This window comes from Streptomyces sp. NPDC037301, assembly GCF_055602785.1.
On sequence record NZ_JBVJWD010000014.1, the window covers coordinates 137,542 to 157,193 of the forward strand.

A 19,652-nucleotide genomic window follows, 5' to 3' on the forward strand; every position below is an offset into this window, starting at 1 on the left:
CTGGCCCCCCCCCCCCCCCCCCCCCCCCCCCCCCCCCCCCCCCCCCCCTCCCCCCCCCCCCCCCCACCCCCCCCCCCGCGTCAGCACCTTTACCCAAAGCCATTCCATCGAGTGACGGCTGAGCTATCCGGATGACGCCCGCCGAGGCCCCAACTAGGGTGCGGCGCAAGCATTCCGGCACTTGGCCCACTGGCATTGCGATGTCAGTGACGGGTGCCACAGTGGGGGAGTGAACAACACCGCCGCGGGGGCAGAGGGGGTGACGTCCGGCCGTGTCCGGTACCGGTACAAGTGAGGAGCTGGGTGCGCAGAGTGCGCGCGCCCGTGCTCTCGCTCTGCTGCGCATCCGCAGCAGAGCGACCGCCGCAGCCATCCTGCCGGCGGCGGTGGCCGTCGTGCTGCTCGTCGCGGGCGCACAGGGCCGTGCCGTCGGCAGCGGCTGGGACACGGCGCGCTGGGCCGTGACGGCCTGCGCGGTCGTCGTGCTCCTGCTCGCCGCAGTGGTCGCGGTCGCGATCGTACGAGCGAGGCCGGCGGTCAGCCCGACCGTCCCGCTCCCGGAGGACGCCGCCCCCGATCTCTACCGCCTGGTCAGGGACCTCGCCGACCGGCTCGGGGTTCCCGCACCCTCGGCGATAGCACTCACGCCCGACTGCGACAGCTGGCTGGAGGACCGCACACACCCCTCGGTACAGCCCGCGGCAGGCCCCGGAGCGGATCCGGGAACGCGTTCCGCGGTCCGGACCCGCCGTCGGGTCCAGGCGGCGCCCGTGCTGGTCATCGGTTCGCCGTTCCTGTGGTGGATGCGGGTCGCGGAGCTACGGGCGGTGCTCGCCCCGGTCGTCGCGGGCACAGGCCCCTCGGCGCATCCCGACATAGCCGCGGCACGTCGTTTCGTACGAGGGCTGGACGGAGCGGTTGCCGACGCGGCCGCGCCCGTTTCCGGGCCGCTGTCCCGGGTGCGCAGAGTGCCGCGGGCCTTTGTCGGCCGGGTCGCGCTGTTTCTGCTGCGCAGTTGTCGCACCCATGCCGCGGAGATGGAGCGGGGCGTCGCCGCCGCCGCGTCGGTTCGTGCACAGGGTGTGGATTACGGGCTGCGGATCGTCGCCCAGGAGCAGGTCGGCCTCGCCTACGCGGGCTGGGACCGGCTGCTCACCCGCGTCGCGCTGCCCGCCTGGCAGATGGGCCGCTGGCCGTCCCGACTGGACGCGGGTGTCGTGTCCGCCCTCACCGAGCTGTCCCGTCGCGACCGGCTTGCCGACGGATTCACCTCGCGGCTCGGTGAGCGCCCTGCCTGTGACCTCCTGGAGGAGCCGGGCGCGGCCGACGAGGCGGCATCACTGCTGGCGGCACGGCTCTTCCACGGCGGCCCGGCACAGACCGGTCCCGACTGGTCGCCGGTCGACTGGCAGCAGTATCCGGAAGAGGTGGTCGACCGGAAGTGGCGCACCGAGGCCGCACGCCTGCACCGTGTCCTCGACTCGATGGGGACGGCGCCCGCGTCGCCCGACGGCGGCTCCTCGGGCGATCCCGACTGCGCGGTATTTCCCATCGACGCCACAGTGCCCACGCTGGCCCGTGTCGTCGAGCATCTGGCAGGCCGGTGCGGGAGCGGCGAAGAGCTCGCGGCCGGGATCAGCGCCGCGGTGGCCCGTGAGGAGGCGGCGGCCCCACAGCCCCCGGCCGGCGGCACATCGGGCCCGGTGGGTGCCCGGAGCGTCGCCCACCCGGGCGCGGACGTCCTGGACCTCTGGGGCCCCGACCCCCTTCCGCTCTTCCCGCTCCAGCCACCCCGTACGGGTACGGAACTGCTCGCCGACCATGTCGCGGCGATGGTCTGCTGCGCCGCGGTCGACACGGCGGGTGCGGCGCCCGGACTCGACTGGCTCGACGGTCCCGCGCTGTTGGTCGGCGGCGAGCGCCGGGCGGATCTGGGCAGTCCCGTCCTCAGCCTGGTCGAGGACGGGGATGCGGGGCCGCTGCGTTCCTGGCTCGCCTCGGTCGGCGTACGCACCGACAAACCCGTCCGTCTTGTCTGAACCACGGACCTCGACGGCCTCGACCACAGAGCTGAACCACAGCATCCCCACCCTGTTCAGAGACGACGCCGTCGGGGGCACCGCGCCCCCAATACCCGGAAGGAAGCGTTCCGTTCACGTCAATTAGCGACGAACGGTGACGGAGTGCATGCGTTATGTGATGTGCTGGGGATCGACGCTGACAGTCGGCGCATCACTGTTGGCGCACCGATGACGCACGGCCGGTGATGATCGCCGTTGATCCTCGGTGACGATCAACTTTGTCTCACTGTTGTGTCGGGGGGACTAGAGGGAGGGAAGCGGTATGGGGGCGGAGCAGATTCGTCGATGGGAGTCGGGTGCCCTCGCGCACGCCGTCTCAGACCCCTTCGGGCAGGGCCCGCTGCCCTGGCTGCGCGGCAGTGAGAACTACTTCGACGACACCGGACATGTCGTCCCCTGGTACGTGGACCCCACCCTGGCCCGCAGCTCCACCGACGGCGGCACCCGTACGGCCGACGATGTGCACCGCCAGATCAAGGGCTTCACCTCCACGGGCGCCGCGGCCCCCGGAGAGGCGATCGACTTCCACATCACCGTGGACCCGCCCCAGCAGTTCTCCGTGGACATCTACCGCATCGGTCACTACGGGGGCGACGGCGCCGCCAAGATCACCACGAGCCCCCGGCTCTCCGGCATCGTCCAGCCGGCCCCGCTCACCGCCGACCGCACGGTCTCCTGCCACCACTGGTGGCAGTCCTGGCGGCTGCAGATCCCCACCTACTGGTCGATCGGCGCGTACGTCGCCGTGCTCACCACGGTCGACGGATACCGCTCCCACATCCCGTTCACGGTCCGCGACGACCACCCGGCCGATCTCCTGCTGGTTCTGCCGGACATCACCTGGCAGGCGTACAACCTCTACCCGGAGGACGGCCGCACGGGCGCCAGCCTCTACCACGCCTGGGACGAGCAGGGCCGCCTCCTGGGCGAGGAGGACGCCGCGGTCACCGTCTCCTTCGACCGCCCGTACGCGGGCGCAGGTCTGCCGCTCCACGTCGGTCATGCCTACGACTTCATCCGCTGGGCCGAGCGGTACGGCTACGACATCGCGTACGCCGACACACGCGATCTGCACGCGGGCCGGATCGACCCGGGCCGCTACCGGGGCCTGGTCTTCCCCGGCCACGACGAGTACTGGTCGGTGCCCATGCGCCGTACCGCCGAACTCGCCCGCGACGACGGCACCTCGCTCGTCTTCCTCTCCGCCAACACCATGTACTGGCAGGTCAGCCTCTCCCCGTCGCCGTCCGGCGTCCCGGACCGGCTGCTCACCTGCCGCAAGCGCCGCGGCCCGGGCAAGCCCGCGCTCTGGCGCGAGATCGACCGTCCCGAACAGCAACTTCTCGGCATCCAGTACACGGGCCGGGTCCTCGATCCGCACCCCCTGGTCGTACGGAACGCCGAGCACTGGCTGTGGGACTCGACGGGCGCTTGCGAGGGCGACGAGATCGACGGCCTGGTCGCCGGTGAGGCCGACCGCTACTTCCCGCGCACCGCACTCCCCGAGCACGAGAGCCGCATCCTGCTCGCCCACTCCCCGTACCAGGACAGCGAAGGAGTCAAGCGCCACCAGGAGACCTCCCTGTACCGGGCCCCGTCCGGCGCACTCGTCTTCGCCTCCGGCACCTTCGCCTGGTCTCCGGCGCTGGACCGCCCCGGCCATGTGGACCCCCGCATCCAGCGGGCCACCGCCAATCTCCTCGACCGCATCTGCAAACGCGCCTGAAACGCCTCCGGGGCCACGGCACTCGGCGCCACGGACGCCCCCGCTCCGCCCCACCGCACCCCGATACGGGAGAATCGGTACGACTCCTGGATCAACCTACGCGGAGGCAGCGTGTCCGGATTTGTAGAAAAGCCCGAACCAGTGCAGGTCCCGGGGCTCACCCACCTCCACACCGGCAAGGTGCGCGACCTGTACCGGAACGAGGCGGGCGACCTCGTCATGGTCGCCAGTGACCGTATGTCCGCGTACGACTGGGTCCTGCCCACGGAGATCCCCGACAAGGGCCGGGTGCTCACCCGGCTCTCGCTGTGGTGGTTCGACCAGCTCGCCGATCTCGTACCGAACCACGTCCTGTCCACGGAGCTCCCCGCCGGAGCCCCCGCGGACTGGGCCGGCCGGACGCTGATCTGCAAGTCGCTGCGGATGGTCCCGGTCGAGTGCGTCGCCCGCGGTTACCTCACCGGCTCGGGCCTCGTCGAGTACAAGGAGTCCCGCACGGTCTGCGGCCTCGCGCTGCCCGAGGGCCTCGTCGACGGCTCCGAGCTCCCGGCACCGATCTTCACCCCCGCCACCAAGGCGGCCGTCGGTGACCACGACGAGAACGTGAGCTACGAGGAGGTGGCCCGCCAGGTCGGCGCGGAGACCGCCGCCCAGCTGCGCCGCACCACACTGGATGTGTACAGCAGGGCCCGTGACATCGCGCGTGTACGCGGGATCATCCTCGCCGACACGAAGTTCGAATTCGGTTTCGCTCCCACGGCCAACGGCGGCGAGGAGCTGATCATCGCGGACGAGGTGCTCACCCCGGACTCCTCCCGCTTCTGGCCCGCGGCCACCTGGGAGCCGGGCAGGGCCCAGCCCAGTTACGACAAGCAGTTCGTGCGCGACTGGCTGACCTCGCCGGCCTCCGGCTGGGACCGCAGGAGCGAGCAGCCGCCCCCGGCGCTGCCCCAGGAGATCGTGGACGCGACCCGGGCGAAGTACCTGGAGGCGTACGAACTCCTCACCGGCACGCCCTGGTAGTAAGCAGCTCCCGGAACACGAAGAAGCCCCCGGCCGAAAGACCGGGGGCTTCTTGCTGAACCGAGCGGACGACCAGGTTCGAACTGGCGACCTCAACCTTGGCAAGGTTGCGCTCTACCAACTGAGCTACGTCCGCAAGCGCCGAAGCGCGAAGACCACTATACCCATCCGCGCTCGCGTGCGAGACGCACTGCCGCATGACGGTTCTCCGCCCCGAGCTTCGAGGCGGCCGCCGAGAGGTAGTTCCGTACGGTTCCCTGCGACAACGACGCCCGCTCCGCGATCTCCGCGACCGGCGCCCCGTCGGCCGCCAGCTCCAGCACCTCGGCTTCGCGCGCGGTCAGCGGCGAGTCCCCGGCGGAGATCGCGTCAGCCGCCAACTCCGGGTCCACATAACGGTTTCCGGCGTGCACGGTACGGATGATCCCGGCCAGCTGCCGGGCGCTGACGGTCTTCGGCACGAAGGCCCGCACGCCGGCCGAGAGTGCCCGCTTCAGATGTCCCGGCCGGCCGTGACTCGTCACGATCATCGTCCGGCAGCCGGGCAGCTCGGCCCGCAGGGATGTGGCGACGTTCACACCGTCGGCACCCGGCATCTCCAGATCGAGGACCGCCACATCGGGGCGATGGGCCCGCGCCATGGCCAGTGCCTCCGGGCCGGTCGCCGCCTCCGCGACCACCACGAGGTCGTCCTCCAGGGCGAGCAGCGCGGCCAGCGCGCCTCGGATCAGATGCTCGTCGTCGGCGAGCAGCACCCGTACAGCCGTCATCGTCGCTCCTCCTGAAGAGCCGGGGTGAGATCCGGGGCCGTGTGCGGCAGCGGAATCGTGGCCGTCAGCCGGAACAGCCCGTTCCCCGCCGGACCCGCGTCCAGCGATCCGTCGAGTGCGTGAAGCCGCTCCCGCAGCCCGGCCAGCCCGGAACCGCCCGGCCCGGCGGTGACCTGCGGCGCCCCGTCGTTCTCCACGTCCAGCACCGCCGCGTCCGCGGAAGCGCGCAGCCGGATCGTGCAGTGCCGCGGATCGCCGTGCCGCAGCACATTGGTCGCCGCCTCCCGCACCACCCAGCCGAGCGCCGACTGCACAGCCGCGGGCAGCCGACCGCCGTCCTGGCCCTCCACCGCGCACGTGATGCCGGCCGCCCGCAGTACGCTCCGCGCGCCCACGAGTTCGGTGCTCAGATCGGCCTCCCGGTACCCCCGTACAACATCGCGCACCTCCTGCTGGGAGGCGCGGGCGATGCGCATCACCTCGACCATCTGGTCCACGGCCACCGGTTTGCCGCGTTGGGCCAGCTCCACCGCCAGCTCGCTCTTCAGCGCGATCACCGCCAGATTCCGGCCCAGGACGTCGTGCATGTCCCGGCCGAACCGCAGCCGTTCCTCGGCGACCGCCAGCCGCGTCTCCACGTCCTGCGCCTCGCGGAGCTTCCACATCACGCCCAGCGACCAGGCGGACATCCGCGTGGTGACGGACATCATCCCGCTGCCGAACGCCGTCGCGAGGAGCGCGGAGGCCATCAGCGCACGGCCGCCGCCGAGCAGGCCCACCACGGCGCACACCCCGGCCGAGACGGCGGCCTGCTGCACCATCGACACCCACTTCGGCACGATGAGCACGAAAGCGCAGGAGAACGGCACCACGCATGCGCTGAGCACAAATCCCGGATCCGGGAACTCACGCATGCCCGTGCACCGGGCGAGGGCCAGCACCGCCGCCATGTTCGCCACCAGCGACACGGCTCCGACAGCGACCAGCCGCCGGTCCAAGGTCCCCCGGCCCAGATACTTCTCCAGCCCCCTGGCGGTCAGCACGGTCCCGCAGACCCCCTGCGCGATGACGAGCAGGATCGCCAGGGCGATCAGCGCAGCGGGCGCCGCACCGCGCACGGGCCGGGTCACCGACATCAGGATCTGGATCACCACCGCGATCCACACCAGCCCGTACAGCGTGCCGCGTGTATACAGGTCGACCTTGTCGAACCCGCTGCGGCCGCGCCAGCTCCCCGTTCGCCACCGCACGCGCACGGCACAACCCTCCTCAGCGTCGAGGTTCCCAGCGGAACCACCGCTGCACAGCAAACACGGCGAGCACCGTCCAGGCCAGCGCGGTGAGCCCCGCTTCGAGCAGGTCATACCCGTCCCCCCCGCCGAGCCAGCCCGCCCGTACAAGCGTCATCACCCCGGTCACCGGCAGCAGTTCGCACACGGACGCCACTCGGTCCGGCAGGATTTCCAGCGGTACGAAGAGCCCGGAGCCCATCATCGAGACGAGGAACAGCGGCAGCGTGGTGATCTGCGCCGTCTGTACGGTCCGGGTCACCGCGGACGTGGCGGCGGCCAGCGCTGTCAGCAGCGCCACACCCAACAGCAGTCCCGCGACGAGAAGTTCGGGCCGCTCGGGCGCACCGAGACCGAAGAGCACCGCACCGGCCAGGACCACCAGCGCCGTCTGTGCCAGCGCCAGCGCGACCGACGGAAGCGCGGTCCCGGCGAGGATCTCCCCGTCGACGATCTCGCCGGTGCGCAGCCGCTTAAGGACCAGGTCCTCGCGCCGCGCCACATAGGCGGCGACCAGGTTCATGTACACGACCTGCATCAGCACCATGCCGATGCCGCCGCTGAGCGCCGCCCCGGCCACGGTCAGCCCGGTCCCGCCCAGATCGACCTGTTCCAGCGTCGACTTCATGGCCGCGACCATGGCCAGGGGCACCAGCAGCGCGACGAAGACCGCCGTCCTGTTCCGGGCGAGCAGGGTCAGCTCGGCCCGCCCGAGAGCGTTCAGCCGCCCGGACATCGTTGTGCTCGTCATGCGGCAGTCACCTTCTCCGACTCCGACGCGCTCTGCGCGATATCGAGAAATGCCTCTTCGAGCGAGGCCGACCGGGCATCGAGCCCGAGCAGCGTCACGTCTGACTCCCGGGCCCAGACCAGCAGTTCACCCAGCGAATCCTGCAGCCGGTGGGTACGGATCTCGACCCTGCGTCCCTCGGCGGCTGCCCGCAGCGGCAGCGGAAGCCACGCTGCCGGGACTCCTTCGGGCAGCTCGAACCGGATGCGGGCGGGGCGGGCCGCCGTCACCTCGGCGGTGGTGCCCGCCGTCACGATCCGCCCCCGGTGCATGATCGCCAGCCGGTCGGCGAGCGTCTCGGCCTCCTCCAGGTAGTGCGTGGTGAGCAGGACGGTGATGCCGCCGTCCCGCAGCCCCCGTACCAACTCCCAGGTGTCGCGCCGCCCCTCGGCGTCGAGTCCGGTGGTCGGCTCGTCCAGGAAGAGCACCTCGGGCCGGCCGAGCAGGGCCAGTGCGAGGTCGAGGCGGCGTCGCTCGCCGCCGGAGAGCTGCTTGACCCGTACGCGCGCCCGGTGGGTGAGCCCGACCAGGTCCAGCGCCTCACCGGTCGGCCGGGCGCCACTGGTGCACCCCGCCCACATCCGTACGGTCTCGGTGACCGTCAACTCGGACGGGAAGCCACCCTCCTGGAGCATCACCCCGATCCGCGGTCGTACCGCGGCGCGCTCGCGGTACGGGTCGTGGCCGAGCACCCGCACCGTGCCGCCGTCGGGCCGGGCCAGGCCCTCCAGCAGTTCGACGGTGGAGGTCTTTCCCGCGCCGTTCGTACCGAGCAGGGCGAAGAGTTCGCCGCGCGCCACCGAGAAGGAGACACCGGTCACGGCCTCGAAGCCGCCGGCGTAGCGCCTTCGCACACCGCTCGCCTCGATCACGGGATCGATCACGGAGTCGGTCGCCGAAACGATCACTGGATCCGTCGTGAAACCGGTCGCGGGTTCGTCTGTGATGTCTGCCATGGCGCCGCCCGCACGGTCGCTGGGAATGTCGTCGCTGGTCATGCCTACAGATTTCCGCCGGATCGTCGCCGCGGGCAGTGCGAGCTGTCACCACTGCTCATGACAAACGTCATGAGCATCAGGCAAGGAGTGCGGACGGGAATACGACGAAGGCCCTGGTCGATATCGACCAGGGCCTTCGAACAAACCGATCAAGAGCGGACGACGAGATTCGAACTCGCGACCCTCACCTTGGCAAGGTGATGCTCTACCAACTGAGCCACGTCCGCATTGCTGCCGCTCATTGTACTCCCCTTGAGGAGATCCACTGGGCGGTGCGAGCACTACTCTACCCGATTCACCGGAGTGGTCGGTAAGAGCGATGCAGAGCGGGTGACAGGAATTGCACACTGCGCCTTCCCCCTGGAAGGGGGATGTTCTGCTACTGAACTACACCCGCACGCTGCGTGGGGTTCGGCTTTGCGGCCTTGCCCTTCGGCGTGCTCCAGACTTTAGCCGACCTGCGGGGGTGTAGCGCAAGTCGGTGGCCACGGGGTGTCGCCGAGAGGTGCGCCGGAGCGTTGGCGAGCGTTCACCGGCCGGGCCCGGCGACCGGTCCTGGCGATCCGGACGCGGGCCGGGTTCTCAACTGGCTTCGCGGAACGCCTCGTAGACCTTCTTGGGGATCCGGCCACGGGCCGGTACCTCCATCCGGTGGGAGCGGGCCCAGGCGCGCACGGCCGCCGGGTCGGGTGCGAGTGAGGTGTGCCGGTACGACGCAGGGGTCTTGCCGTGCTTACCGGCATTTGTCTGCTTTCGGCCGGCCGCCATGTACGGCGCCAGGACCTTGCGCAGTTTCTTTGCATTGGACGGATTGAGGTCGATCTCGTACGACTTCCCGTCCAGGGCGAAGGTGACCGTTTCCGCCGCTGCTCCCCCGTCGATGTCGTCGAAGAGCGTGACCACTACGCGCTGAGCCACGGATATCGGTCCTTTCCTACGGCATCGGCGCGCCTGACATGCGCTGATGCCGGCCTTCCGGCTGTTAGGCGGATGTGAGTCGACCGGTGTCGACTGTTTAGGGGCAATGCTGCATTCCCCGGTAATCATTTGTACAGCGGTGGGTGCCGCATTGTGAAGACCAGCCAATTACCTCCGCGTGTCAGCCTTCTATGTGTGCTGCCGGTGAGGATTTTTTTCGCGGGACTTTCCCCATGTGTTGTCACGGTCGATATCTGGGCGTGATCAAGGGGGCCCGATATCTACCCGCGTAGAATTTCTGGCCAGGTAGGCTGAGGGAACCTGCGGGGGTCTGGGGAGCCCCCCGGAGAAACAGCCGCACCACACCACCACCGGGAGTGCCAGTGGCACGCGTCGTAGTCGACGTCATGCTCAAGCCCGAGATCCTCGACCCGCAGGGACAGGCGGTGCAGCGTGCACTGCCCCGTCTCGGCTTCGAGGGAATCGCGGACGTACGTCAGGGAAAGCGTTTCGAGCTCGAGGTCGAGGGGCCGGTCGACGACGCCGCCCTCAGCCGTATTCACGAGATGGCCGAGAGTTTCCTCGCCAACACCGTCATCGAGGACTTCACCGTGAAGGTGGAGAAGGCCGAGGAGTCGAAGTGACTGCTCGTATCGGAGTCGTCACCTTTCCCGGCACGCTCGACGACAAGGACAGCCTGAGGGCCGTACGGGTCGCGGGCGCCGAACCCGTATCGCTGTGGCACCGCGACAAGGACCTGCACCAGGTCGACGCGGTCATCCTGGCGGGCGGCTTCTCCTACGGCGACTATCTGCGGGCCGGAGCCATCTCCCGCTTCTCGCCGGTCATGGAGACGATCATCGAGAACGCGCGGGCCGGGATGCCGGTCCTCGGTATCTGCAACGGCTTCCAGATCCTGACCGAGGCGCATCTGCTGCCCGGTGCGATGCTGCAGAACAACCACCTGCACTTCATCTGCCGGGACCAGAAGCTGCGCGTCGAGAACGCGGAGACCGCCTGGACCTCGGACTACTCCGCGGGCCAGGAGATCTCCGTACCGCTCAAGAACATGGACGGGCGTTACGTCGCCGACGAGCGCGTCCTCGACGAGCTGGAGGCGGAGGGCCGCGTCGCCTTCCGCTACCTGGACGTGAACCCCAACGGCTCGCTGCGCGACATCGCCGGCATCACCAACGCCGCGGGCAATGTCGTCGGTCTGATGCCGCACCCGGAGCACGCCGTCGAGCCGCTGATCGGAACCGGTCGCACCGACGGTCTCGGTTTCTTCACCTCGATCATCAAGAAGCTGGTCAACGCATGAGCCTGGATACGGTCAAGCACGCGGCCGAGACCCCGGACGTCGCGCAGCCCTGGAAGGAGCTCGGCCTCAAGGAGGACGAGTACGCCCGGATCCGCGAGATCCTGGGCCGCCGTCCCACCGGCGCCGAGCTCGCCATGTACTCCGTGATGTGGTCCGAGCACTGCTCGTACAAGAGCAGCAAGGTCCACCTCAAGCAGTTCGGCGAGAAGGTCCCCGTCAACGACGCGATGCTCGTCGGCATCGGCGAGAACGCCGGTGTGGTCGACGTCGGTCAGGGTTACGCGGTCACCTTCAAGGTCGAGTCGCACAACCACCCCTCGTACATCGAGCCCTACCAGGGCGCGGCCACCGGCATCGGCGGCATCGTCCGCGACATCCTCGCCATGGGTGCCCGTCCGGTCGCGGTCGTCGACCCGCTGCGGTTCGGAGCGGCCGACCACCCCGACACCAAGCGGGTCCTCCCGGGTGTCGTCGCGGGTATCGGCGGGTACGGCAACTGCCTGGGACTGCCCAACATCGGCGGCGAGGTCGTCTTCGACGCCTGCTACCAGGGCAACCCGCTCGTCAACGCCGGCTGCATCGGTGTGATGAAGCACGAGGACATCCACCTGGCCCAGGCCTCCGGCCCCGGCAACAAGGTGATCCTGTACGGCGCCCGCACCGGCGGCGACGGCATCGGCGGCGTCTCGGTCCTGGCCTCGGAGACCTTCGAGTCGACCGGTCCGGCGAAGCGCCCGGCCGTCCAGGTCGGCGACCCGTTCCAGGAGAAGCTCCTCATCGAGTGCACCCTGGAGATCTTCGGCGAGAAGCTCGTCGCGGGCATCCAGGACCTCGGCGGCGCGGGTCTCTCCTGTGCCACCTCGGAGCTGGCCTCCGCCGGTTCCGGCGGTATGCGCGTCGAGCTGGACACCGTTCCGCTGCGCGACTCCTCCCTCTCGCCCGAGGAAATCCTCATGAGCGAGTCGCAGGAGCGCATGTGCGCGATCGTCGAGCCGCAGCACGTGGACCGCTTCCTGGAGATCTGCGAGAAGTGGGACGTCATCGCCACCGTCATCGGTGAGGTGACCGAGGGCTCGCAGCTGGAGATCTTCTGGCACGGCGAGCAGATCGTGGACGTGCCGCCGCGGTCCGTCGCCCACGAGGGTCCGACGTACCACCGTCCGTTCGCCCGCCCGTCCTGGCAGGACGCGCTGCAGGCCGACGACGCGGGCAAGCTGGCCCGTCCGGCGAACGGCGCCGAGCTGCGTGAGCAGGTCCTCAAGCTGGTCGCTTCGCCGAACCAGGCGTCGAAGTCCTGGATCACGGATCAGTACGACCGGTTCGTGCAGGGCAACACCGTGCTCGCGATGCCCGAGGACGCCGGCATGGTCCGGATCGACGAGAAGTCGAACCTGGGCGTGGCCATGGCGACCGACGGCAACGGCCGGTACGCCAAGCTCGACCCGTACACCGGTGCGCAGCTGGCGCTGGCGGAGTCGTACCGCAATGTCGCCGCCTCCGGCGCCAAGCCGCTCGCGATCTCGGACTGCCTGAACTTCGGTTCGCCCGAGGACCCGGACGTCATGTGGCAGTTTGCCGAGGCCACCCGTGGTCTCGCGGACGGCTGCCTGGAGCTGGGCACCCCGGTCACCGGCGGCAACGTGTCGCTGTACAACCAGACCGGTGAGACGGCGATCCACCCGACGCCGGTCGTGGCCGTGCTCGGTGTGATCGACGATGTCACCCGGCGTACACCGGTCGCCTTCGCGGAAGAGGGTCAGCTCCTCTACCTGCTGGGCGACACGCGTGAGGAGTTCGGCGGCTCGGCCTGGTCCGAGGTCATCCACGGCCACCTGGGCGGCTTGCCGCCCAAGGTCGACCTGGGCCGCGAGAAGCTGCTCGGCGAGATCCTGATCTCCGCCTCCCGCGACGGCATGATCGACGCGGCGCACGACCTCTCCGACGGCGGTCTGATCCAGGCGGTCACCGAGTCCTGCCTCCGTGGCGGGAAGGGTGCCCGGCTGGTCGTGCCGGACGGTCTGGACGCGTTCACCTTCCTCTTCTCCGAGTCGGCGGGGCGCGCGGTCGTCTCCGTTCCGCGCAGCGAGGAGCTCCGCTTCAACGACATGTGCGGGGCGCGGGGTCTGCCCGCCACCCGTATCGGTGTCGTGGACGGCGAGGAGATCGAGATCCAGGGCGAGTTCAGCATTCCGCTGAGCGAGCTGCGCACGGCGCACGAGGAGACCATTCCGGGTCTGCTCGCCTGACGCCTGATCCCGTTCGAGGACGGCCCCGCCCGGTTCATGGGCGGGGCCGTCCTCGTTCCGTCAGGTTCGGCGGATCCGGAGCTCCGGGAATTCCGCCGAACCGCATGTGCATTTCCTGGTGATGGACTATCGGGGTGCGGATGTGGACAGCCCGCGGAATTCCGTTCAGCCGGTGGGGCAGCGATGTTCCGGTGGATCGGCAGGCGTTCACGCCCGATTGGTGGGCCGGGGCGGTGTCCCGGACCAGCTGGATCAGCCGGCCCATGAGCTGTCCGAAGCCGACGCCCATCAGCGGCACGGCGGCGCGGACCGTCCATAGGCCGGTGTCCGTGGAGAGCGTGGCGAGCAGTGCCAGGGCGGCGGACCCGCAGACCGTACCGCTGACGACAAAGGTCTTCTGTGACCAGCCTGCCGGAGGGCAGGCCGACGGCCGACATGCCTGCGGCGCCGGTCCACCGCGGCGCGGCTGTCGGCCCCACGCCATGAAAATGTACCAGGTCAATATTTAATACGAGAATAATCTTCATCCTGGTACAGTGATGCCATGACTGAGGGGATGAGCCTGCGCGAGCGCAAGAAGCTCCAGACGCGTCACCGCCTGCTGACCGCGGCCACCGAGCTGTTCGCCGAGCGCGGCTTCGACAAGGTCTCGGTCGCTGAGATCGCCGAGGCGGCCGAGGTGTCGAAGATGACCGTCTTCAACTACTTCGCCGGCAAGGAGGACTTGGTCCTCGCTCCCATGGAGGAGCACATCGGTGATGTCGCGCGGGTGGTACGGGACCGGGTCCCCGGCGAGTCCGCGGCAGCCGCCGTGCGGCGTCAGTTCCTGGCCGCCATCGAGGCCCGGGACCCTTCCGCCGGGCTGAGCGACGCGCCGGTGGTGCTCGGGCTGCGCCGGCTGATCCAGGAGACCCCGGCGCTGCTCATCCGGGCCCACGCGTTCTCCATGCGCTCCTTCGACCTGCTCGCCGAAGTCCTGGTCGAGGAGGGGGAGGAGCCGTCCTTCGCCCGGATCGCGGCCGCCCAGCTGATCGCCACCCGCAACGCCCTCATCTCCGCGAATCAAATGCGGCTGCTGGCGGGGGAGTCGGCGGACGCGGTGGCGCCGGATGCTGTCGCGCTCGCCGAGCGCGGTTTCGATCTGCTCGACAAGGGGCTGGGCGACTTCGCGACCAGGTCCTGAGGCAGCCGGTCCGACAGGGCTCGGGGCCTGTCCGACACCGAGCCGCCGGACACCCCTTAGGCTCCTGGACCATGCCGCCGTCCCAGAAACGAGCCCGTCGCTACGACCCGGTCAGGACCCGCACCGCGGTCCTGGCGCAGTTCGCCCATGTCCGGGAATCCGTCCGCGCCCTGACGCCCGAACAACTCGCGCTGCCGACCCGGCTCGGGGACTGGACCGTGCGCGAACTGGCCGTCCATCTGACCATGGCGCTCTCGCACGTCACGCGGAATCTGGAGCTGCCCGAACCCGCCTCGCCCAAGCCCGATCTGACGCTCCTCGAATGGCCGTTCTCGACCGCGGACCGGGCCGGACGCATCGCCGACGACACCAAGGCGCTCGCCGCGGACCGTCCGGACCTGGACGCGCTGTACGGGGAGGTCGCCGGGCGGTTCGAGGAGCTGGTGTCCGACGCCCCGGAGGACCGGCTGCTGCCGACCCGGGTCGGCGCGATGCGGCTGGCCGACTTCCTGGTCACCCGTACCGTCGAACTCGTCGTGCACACCGGCGATCTGAACGAGGCGGCCGGCCTCGGTATCCCGTACGACCGGCAGGCGCTCGCCGCCTGCACCCGGCTGCTCGCCGACGCCCTCGCGGAGAAGGCGCCGGGTGGCTCGGTCGAGGTGCGCGTCCCGCCGTTCGCCGTCGTCCAGTGCGTCCAGGGCCCCAAGCACACGCGCGGTACGCCGCCCAATGTCGTCGAGACCGATCCGCTCACCTGGATCCGGCTCGCCACCGGGCGTACGCAGTGGGCCCAGGAGCTCGACGCGGCGAAGGTCAGCGCCAGCGGTGAGCGGGCCGATCTCGCCGCGCTGCTGCCCCTGATGAGGTGAGGGGGAACCGGACGACTGCCCGGACCGTCCCAGGGGCCATGCGGAATCAAGGTATGGCCGTCGGAGTCCTGGCCCTGCTGGCCCTGGCGGCCTGCGGTACGGAGACGGGCGCCGGGGCCGGTTCGGGGTCCGGTTCCGGCGGTGGCGCCGTGCGGACCGATCTGCCCGTCACCGGTGTCCGCTGGGGCGTCGAATCGGTGACGGTCGACGGGAAGCGGACCGCCGCCCCCTCCGGCGCCCATGTCGAGATCGACTCCAAGGGCCGGGCCACCGGGAACTACGGCTGCAACCACTTCACCGCCGATGTCCGCATCGACGGCGAGACGATCACGGTCGGGCCGGGCACGAGCACCTCAATGGCCTGCGCGAAGGACGTCCAGCGGTTCGAGACGGCCATGTCCGGCGCGTTCAGCGGCGAACTCACCGGGGCCGTGGCGAAGAAGACCCTCACCCTGACCGCGGAGAACGGCGACTCCATCGCCCTCGCGGCGCAACAGCCGGCCCCGCTCACCGGCACCACCTGGACGGTCGCCACCCTGGTCTCCGGCACGGTCGCCTCGTCGCTGCCCGCGGGTGCGCAGGAGAAGGCGCAACTGAGCTTCGGCAAGGACGGCTCCGTACAGGGCACCCTCGGCTGCAATCGGTTCCGCGGCACAGCGGCGGTCTCCGGTTCCACCATCACGTTCGGCCGGATCGACGGTACCAAGATGATGTGCCCGGCCCCCCGGATGAAGCTGGAGCGCGAACTGCTCGCGATCCTGGACGGCCGGACGACGTACCGGATCGATCACCGCGCCCTGTCCCTCACCGCGGAGAACGGCAAGGGACTCGGGGCATCGGCCACCGGGACAAGAGGCTGACTCAGGAACCCGTCGGGTACGGCAGCCAGGCCGACGTCCGTCCGCTCCCAGGACGCCCGCAGCCCGGCCGGCAGCTCCGGCTCCGCGGCGGCCGGGCTTCCGGCGCCACCTTTGCCGAGGCCCCCCGAGAAGCCGCATACCGGGCCCCCGGGTGTGAGGCTCGCCACGAAACGGACGTTCGGCCGGACTCCGCGCCAGAGCATCGACCGGCTCACCGAGCGCTACCATCCGGACCGGCTGCCCCCCCGTGCCCGAGTGGCCGGATCTAGCCGGTATCCGGCCGCTGGTCCGGGCGACCGCCGCCCTGTGGCCGGTCCGCACCGCGTCCCGCACCTCACCGCGACCCGGAAGTGATCACTCCGAGTGACTGCCCGAACCGACCCGCGAACCGCCCCTGGGAGCGCTTCCCCGGCGCTCGGGCCCGGTATCCCGAATTCGGACCAGTGGTCGATCTCGCCTACACTCGGTGGCGTGCCCCGTGGTGATGGACGACTCAACCACGACCTGCTCCCCGGAGAGAAAGGCCCCCAGGACGCTTGTGGCGTCTTCGGTGTCTGGGCTCCGGGTGAAGAGGTCGCCAAGCTCACCTATTTCGGACTGTATGCCCTGCAGCACCGTGGACAGGAGTCCGCGGGCATCGCAGTGAGCAACGGGTCCCAGATCCTGGTCTTCAAGGACATGGGACTGGTCTCGCAGGTCTTCGACGAAACGTCTCTGGGATCTCTCCAGGGCCATATCGCGGTCGGTCATGCCCGCTACTCCACCACCGGTGCCTCGGTGTGGGAGAACGCGCAGCCGACGTTCCGTGCGACCGCGCACGGCTCGATCGCCCTGGGTCACAACGGCAACCTGGTCAATACGGCCCAGCTCGCCGAGATGGTCGCCGACCTTCCCCGCAAGGACGGCCGCGCCACCCAAGTCGCCGCGACGAACGACACCGATCTGGTGACCGCGCTGCTCGCCGGCCAGACCGATGAGGACGGCAAGCCGCTCACCATCGAGGAGGCCGCCTCAAAGGTGCTCCCCGACGTGAAGGGCGCCTTCTCCCTCGTCTTCATGGACGAGGACACCCTTTACGCCGCCCGCGACCCGCAGGGCATCCGCCCGCTGGTTCTCGGCCGTCTCGAGCGCGGCTGGGTGGTGGCCTCCGAGTCCGCCGCCCTCGACATCTGTGGTGCCAGCTTCGTCCGCGAGATCGAGCCGGGCGAGCTCGTCGCCATCGATGAGAACGGCCTGCGATCCTCGCGCTTCGCGGAAGCGAAGCCCAAGGGCTGTATCTTCGAGTACGTCTATCTGGCCCGCCCCGACACCGACATCGCCGGGCGCAACGTCTACCTCTCCCGTGTGGAGATGGGCCGCAAGCTGGCCGCCGAGGCCCCCGTCGAAGCCGATCTGGTCATAGCGACTCCGGAGTCCGGCACCCCCGCCGCCATCGGTTACGCGGAGGCCAGCGGCATCCCGTTCGGCGCCGGACTGGTGAAGAACGCCTATGTCGGCCGGACCTTCATCCAGCCGTCCCAGACCATTCGCCAGCTGGGTATCCGCCTCAAGCTGAACCCGCTCAAGGAAGTCATCAAGGGCAAGCGCCTCGTGGTCGTCGACGACTCGATCGTCCGCGGCAACACCCAGCGCGCACTGGTCCGGATGCTCCGCGAGGCCGGCGCCGCCGAGATCCACATCCGGATCTCGTCCCCGCCGGTGAAGTGGCCCTGCTTCTTCGGCATCGACTTCGCGACCCGCGCCGAGCTGATCGCCAACGGCATGACGGTCGACGAGATCTGCACGTCGATGGGTGCCGACTCGCTCGCGTACATCTCACTCGACGCGATGGTCGAGGCGACGACGATCGCCAAGCCGAACCTGTGCCGCGCCTGCTTCGACGGTGAGTACCCGATGGAGCTGCCGGACCCGGAACTGCTCGGCAAGCAGCTGCTGGAGACCGAGCTGGCGGCAGGCCCTGCGGCAACCGCCGCGTCCGACGCCCTGCGTCGTCCGTGACGGCCCAGCCGTACACCCCTGGCCACCAGCCCCGTATTTCCACACGAAAGATCCCAGGCAATGTCTGAGACAACAGGTGCTTCCTACGCGGCAGCGGGCGTCGACATCGAGGCCGGCGACCGCGCCGTCGAGCTGATGAAGGAGTGGGTGAAGAAGACGCAGCGCCCCGAGGTCGCGGGCCTCGGCGGCCTCGGCGGTTTCGCCGGACTCTTCGACGCCTCGGCCCTCAAGCGTTACGAGCGTCCGCTGCTCGCCTCCGCCACCGACGGCGTCGGCACGAAGGTCGACCTCGCCCGCAAGATGGGTGTATACGACACCATCGGCCACGACCTCGTCGGCATGGTCGTCGACGACCTGGTCGTCTGCGGTGCCGAGCCGCTCTTCATGACCGACTACATCTGCGTCGGCAAGGTGCACCCCGAGCGTGTCGCGTCCATCGTGAAGGGCATCGCCGAAGGCTGTGTCCTCGCCGGCTGCGCCCTGGTCGGCGGCGAGACCGCCGAGCACCCGGGTCTCCTCGGTCCGGACGACTTCGATGTCGCGGGCGCCGGTACGGGCGTGGTCGAGGCCGACCATCTGCTCGGCCCGGAACGTATCCGTAAGGGTGACGTCGTGATCGCCATGGCGTCGTCCGGTCTTCACTCCAACGGGTACTCGCTCGTCCGTCACGTGGTCTTCGACCGGGCAGGCTGGGCGCTGGACCGCGATGTCGAGGAGTTCGGGCGGACGCTCGGCGAGGAGCTCCTGGAGCCCACCAAGATCTACTCGCTGGACTGCCTGGCCCTCACCCGTACGACCGAGGTGCACGGCTTCAGCCACGTCACCGGCGGCGGCCTCGCCAACAACCTGGCCCGGGTCATCCCGGACGGACTGCACGCCAGGGTCGACCGCTCCACCTGGATGCCCGGCGCGGTTTTCGACCTGGTCGGCAAGGCGGGTCAGGTCGAGCAGCTGGAGCTGGAGAAGACGCTGAACATGGGCGTCGGCATGATCGCGATCGTCCCGGAGCAGTCCGTGGACGTCGCCCTGACGACGCTGGCCGACCGCGGGGTCGATTCCTGGGTCGCGGGCGAGATCACAGAGCGCGGGGCGCACACCTCGGGTGCCGAGCTGGTGGGCAGCTACGCGCGATAGGCACGGGCGGGCACACCGGGGTCACCCGGTGACCGCTTCTACCTCGGTCGCCGGGTTTCCAACACGTCCGGCGATCGAGGACACCGAAGCCAACCTGCGCGTCCGGACCGGATCGGGGTAGCACAGAACCCGGTCCGGGACAGGCCCGGACCGGGTTGATGTGTCAGCGCGAGGTCAAGCGCCGCGGCGCTGTGACGACGGACCGGACTGATCGTCCTCGTCCTCGTCCTCGTCGTCGTTGTACAGATCCGCGTACTGTGCGTACGGGTCATCTTCCTCGTCGTCGTCCTCGAACGGCTCTGCGTTCGGTGGTTGACTCGAAGGCGATGCGCCCAGCTCATTGGCCAGACGCGACAGGTCAGTCCCGCCGCTGCTGTACTTCAGCTGGCGGGCGACCTTTGTCTGCTTGGCCTTTGCCCGGCCGCGCCCCATGGCTCGACCCC

At 69.7% G+C, this 19,652-nt stretch carries 18 protein-coding genes and 3 tRNA genes; 11 read left to right on the forward strand and 10 right to left on the reverse strand.

Translation table 11 applies throughout. The features are described 5' to 3' along the window. The first annotated feature begins 272 nt into the window (after positions 1 to 272). The 3 genes from ACZ7IB_RS23160 (at position 273) to ACZ7IB_RS23170 (ending at position 4,830) form a co-directional block, all read left to right on the forward strand. A complete protein-coding gene (locus tag ACZ7IB_RS23160; RefSeq protein WP_470915249.1) occupies positions 273 to 2,039 on the forward strand; it encodes a M48 family metalloprotease in 1,767 nt (588 codons plus the stop codon). A 304-nt stretch (positions 2,040 to 2,343) separates the two neighbouring features. Beyond that, entirely contained in the window at positions 2,344 to 3,807 is a 1,464-nt protein-coding gene (locus tag ACZ7IB_RS23165; protein ID WP_470915251.1) for a N,N-dimethylformamidase beta subunit family domain-containing protein, read from the forward strand. 111 nt (positions 3,808 to 3,918) lie between these two features. Further along, on the forward strand, positions 3,919 to 4,830 hold the full coding sequence (locus ACZ7IB_RS23170) for a phosphoribosylaminoimidazolesuccinocarboxamide synthase (protein WP_470915253.1): 912 nt from the start codon (positions 3,919 to 3,921) through the stop codon (positions 4,828 to 4,830). Positions 4,831 to 4,893: 63 nt separating this feature from the next. Here ACZ7IB_RS23170 and ACZ7IB_RS23175 read toward each other — a convergent pair. From ACZ7IB_RS23175 to ACZ7IB_RS23210, 8 genes are all read right to left on the reverse strand, one after another. After that, a tRNA-Gly gene (locus tag ACZ7IB_RS23175) sits at positions 4,894 to 4,966 on the reverse strand. Between the two features lie 22 nt (positions 4,967 to 4,988). After that, positions 4,989 to 5,600: a response regulator gene (locus tag ACZ7IB_RS23180; RefSeq protein WP_470915255.1), complete on the reverse strand. Its 612-nt coding sequence runs from the start codon at positions 5,598 to 5,600 to the stop codon at positions 4,989 to 4,991. Next, positions 5,597 to 6,856 (reverse strand): sensor histidine kinase, encoded by a 1,260-nt coding sequence (locus ACZ7IB_RS23185; RefSeq protein ID WP_470915258.1) that lies wholly within the window; start codon positions 6,854 to 6,856, stop codon positions 5,597 to 5,599. Before ACZ7IB_RS23185 ends, ACZ7IB_RS23180 begins: the two co-directional genes overlap by 4 nt. Positions 6,857 to 6,869: 13 nt before the next feature. Next, positions 6,870 to 7,640, reverse strand: a complete 771-nt coding sequence (locus ACZ7IB_RS23190; protein WP_470915260.1) for an ABC transporter permease — start codon at positions 7,638 to 7,640, stop codon at positions 6,870 to 6,872. Then, on the reverse strand, positions 7,637 to 8,677 hold the full coding sequence (locus ACZ7IB_RS23195) for an ABC transporter ATP-binding protein (RefSeq protein WP_470915263.1): 1,041 nt from the start codon (positions 8,675 to 8,677) through the stop codon (positions 7,637 to 7,639). Before ACZ7IB_RS23195 ends, ACZ7IB_RS23190 begins: the two co-directional genes overlap by 4 nt. Before the next feature lie 154 nt (positions 8,678 to 8,831). Next, positions 8,832 to 8,904, reverse strand: a tRNA-Gly gene (locus tag ACZ7IB_RS23200). 98 nt (positions 8,905 to 9,002) lie between these two features. After that, positions 9,003 to 9,074: transfer RNA gene (locus tag ACZ7IB_RS23205), tRNA-Gly, on the reverse strand. A 185-nt stretch (positions 9,075 to 9,259) separates the two neighbouring features. Next, the gene (locus ACZ7IB_RS23210; protein ID WP_470915264.1) at positions 9,260 to 9,595 is read right to left on the reverse strand and encodes a histone-like nucleoid-structuring protein Lsr2; all 336 of its coding nucleotides are present in this window, start codon (positions 9,593 to 9,595) and stop codon (positions 9,260 to 9,262) included. 383 nt (positions 9,596 to 9,978) lie between these two features. Here ACZ7IB_RS23210 and purS point away from each other — a divergent pair, with 383 nt between their 5' ends. From purS to purL, 3 genes are read left to right on the forward strand one after another with little or no spacing between them, the layout of a single operon-like run. Further along, positions 9,979 to 10,239 carry a phosphoribosylformylglycinamidine synthase subunit PurS gene (gene purS / locus ACZ7IB_RS23215; protein WP_470915266.1) on the forward strand — a complete coding sequence of 87 codons (261 nt, stop codon included), beginning with the start codon at positions 9,979 to 9,981 and terminating at the stop codon, positions 10,237 to 10,239. After that, entirely contained in the window at positions 10,236 to 10,916 is a 681-nt protein-coding gene (purQ, locus tag ACZ7IB_RS23220) for a phosphoribosylformylglycinamidine synthase subunit PurQ (protein ID WP_093894672.1), read from the forward strand. The genes purS and purQ overlap by 4 nt, the downstream gene beginning before the upstream one ends. Continuing rightward, the gene (purL, locus tag ACZ7IB_RS23225) at positions 10,913 to 13,162 is read left to right on the forward strand and encodes a phosphoribosylformylglycinamidine synthase subunit PurL (RefSeq protein ID WP_470915268.1); all 2,250 of its coding nucleotides are present in this window, start codon (positions 10,913 to 10,915) and stop codon (positions 13,160 to 13,162) included. Before purQ ends, purL begins: the two co-directional genes overlap by 4 nt. Positions 13,163 to 13,196: 34 nt before the next feature. Here the strand turns inward: purL and ACZ7IB_RS23230 are convergent, their stop codons facing one another. Further along, positions 13,197 to 13,664: a hypothetical protein gene (locus tag ACZ7IB_RS23230; RefSeq protein WP_470915271.1), complete on the reverse strand. Its 468-nt coding sequence runs from the start codon at positions 13,662 to 13,664 to the stop codon at positions 13,197 to 13,199. A gap of 42 nt (positions 13,665 to 13,706) precedes the next feature. Here ACZ7IB_RS23230 and ACZ7IB_RS23235 point away from each other — a divergent pair, with 42 nt between their 5' ends. The 5 genes from ACZ7IB_RS23235 (at position 13,707) to purM (ending at position 19,209) form a co-directional block, all read left to right on the forward strand. After that, on the forward strand, positions 13,707 to 14,345 hold the full coding sequence (locus tag ACZ7IB_RS23235; RefSeq protein WP_470915273.1) for a TetR/AcrR family transcriptional regulator: 639 nt from the start codon (positions 13,707 to 13,709) through the stop codon (positions 14,343 to 14,345). 71 nt (positions 14,346 to 14,416) lie between these two features. Next, positions 14,417 to 15,217 (forward strand): maleylpyruvate isomerase family mycothiol-dependent enzyme, encoded by an 801-nt coding sequence (locus ACZ7IB_RS23240; protein ID WP_470915274.1) that lies wholly within the window; start codon positions 14,417 to 14,419, stop codon positions 15,215 to 15,217. 53 nt (positions 15,218 to 15,270) lie between these two features. Next, positions 15,271 to 16,077: an META domain-containing protein gene (locus tag ACZ7IB_RS23245; RefSeq protein ID WP_470915276.1), complete on the forward strand. Its 807-nt coding sequence runs from the start codon at positions 15,271 to 15,273 to the stop codon at positions 16,075 to 16,077. 471 nt (positions 16,078 to 16,548) lie between these two features. Beyond that, entirely contained in the window at positions 16,549 to 18,075 is a 1,527-nt protein-coding gene (gene purF / locus ACZ7IB_RS23250) for an amidophosphoribosyltransferase (protein ID WP_470915278.1), read from the forward strand. Positions 18,076 to 18,135: 60 nt separating this feature from the next. Beyond that, on the forward strand, positions 18,136 to 19,209 hold the full coding sequence (gene purM, locus ACZ7IB_RS23255) for a phosphoribosylformylglycinamidine cyclo-ligase (RefSeq protein ID WP_470915279.1): 1,074 nt from the start codon (positions 18,136 to 18,138) through the stop codon (positions 19,207 to 19,209). 174 nt (positions 19,210 to 19,383) lie between these two features. Here purM and ACZ7IB_RS23260 read toward each other — a convergent pair whose 3' ends face one another. Beyond that, positions 19,384 to 19,641: a DUF3073 domain-containing protein gene (locus ACZ7IB_RS23260; RefSeq protein WP_030929682.1), complete on the reverse strand. Its 258-nt coding sequence runs from the start codon at positions 19,639 to 19,641 to the stop codon at positions 19,384 to 19,386. Positions 19,642 to 19,652 lie beyond the last annotated feature (11 nt).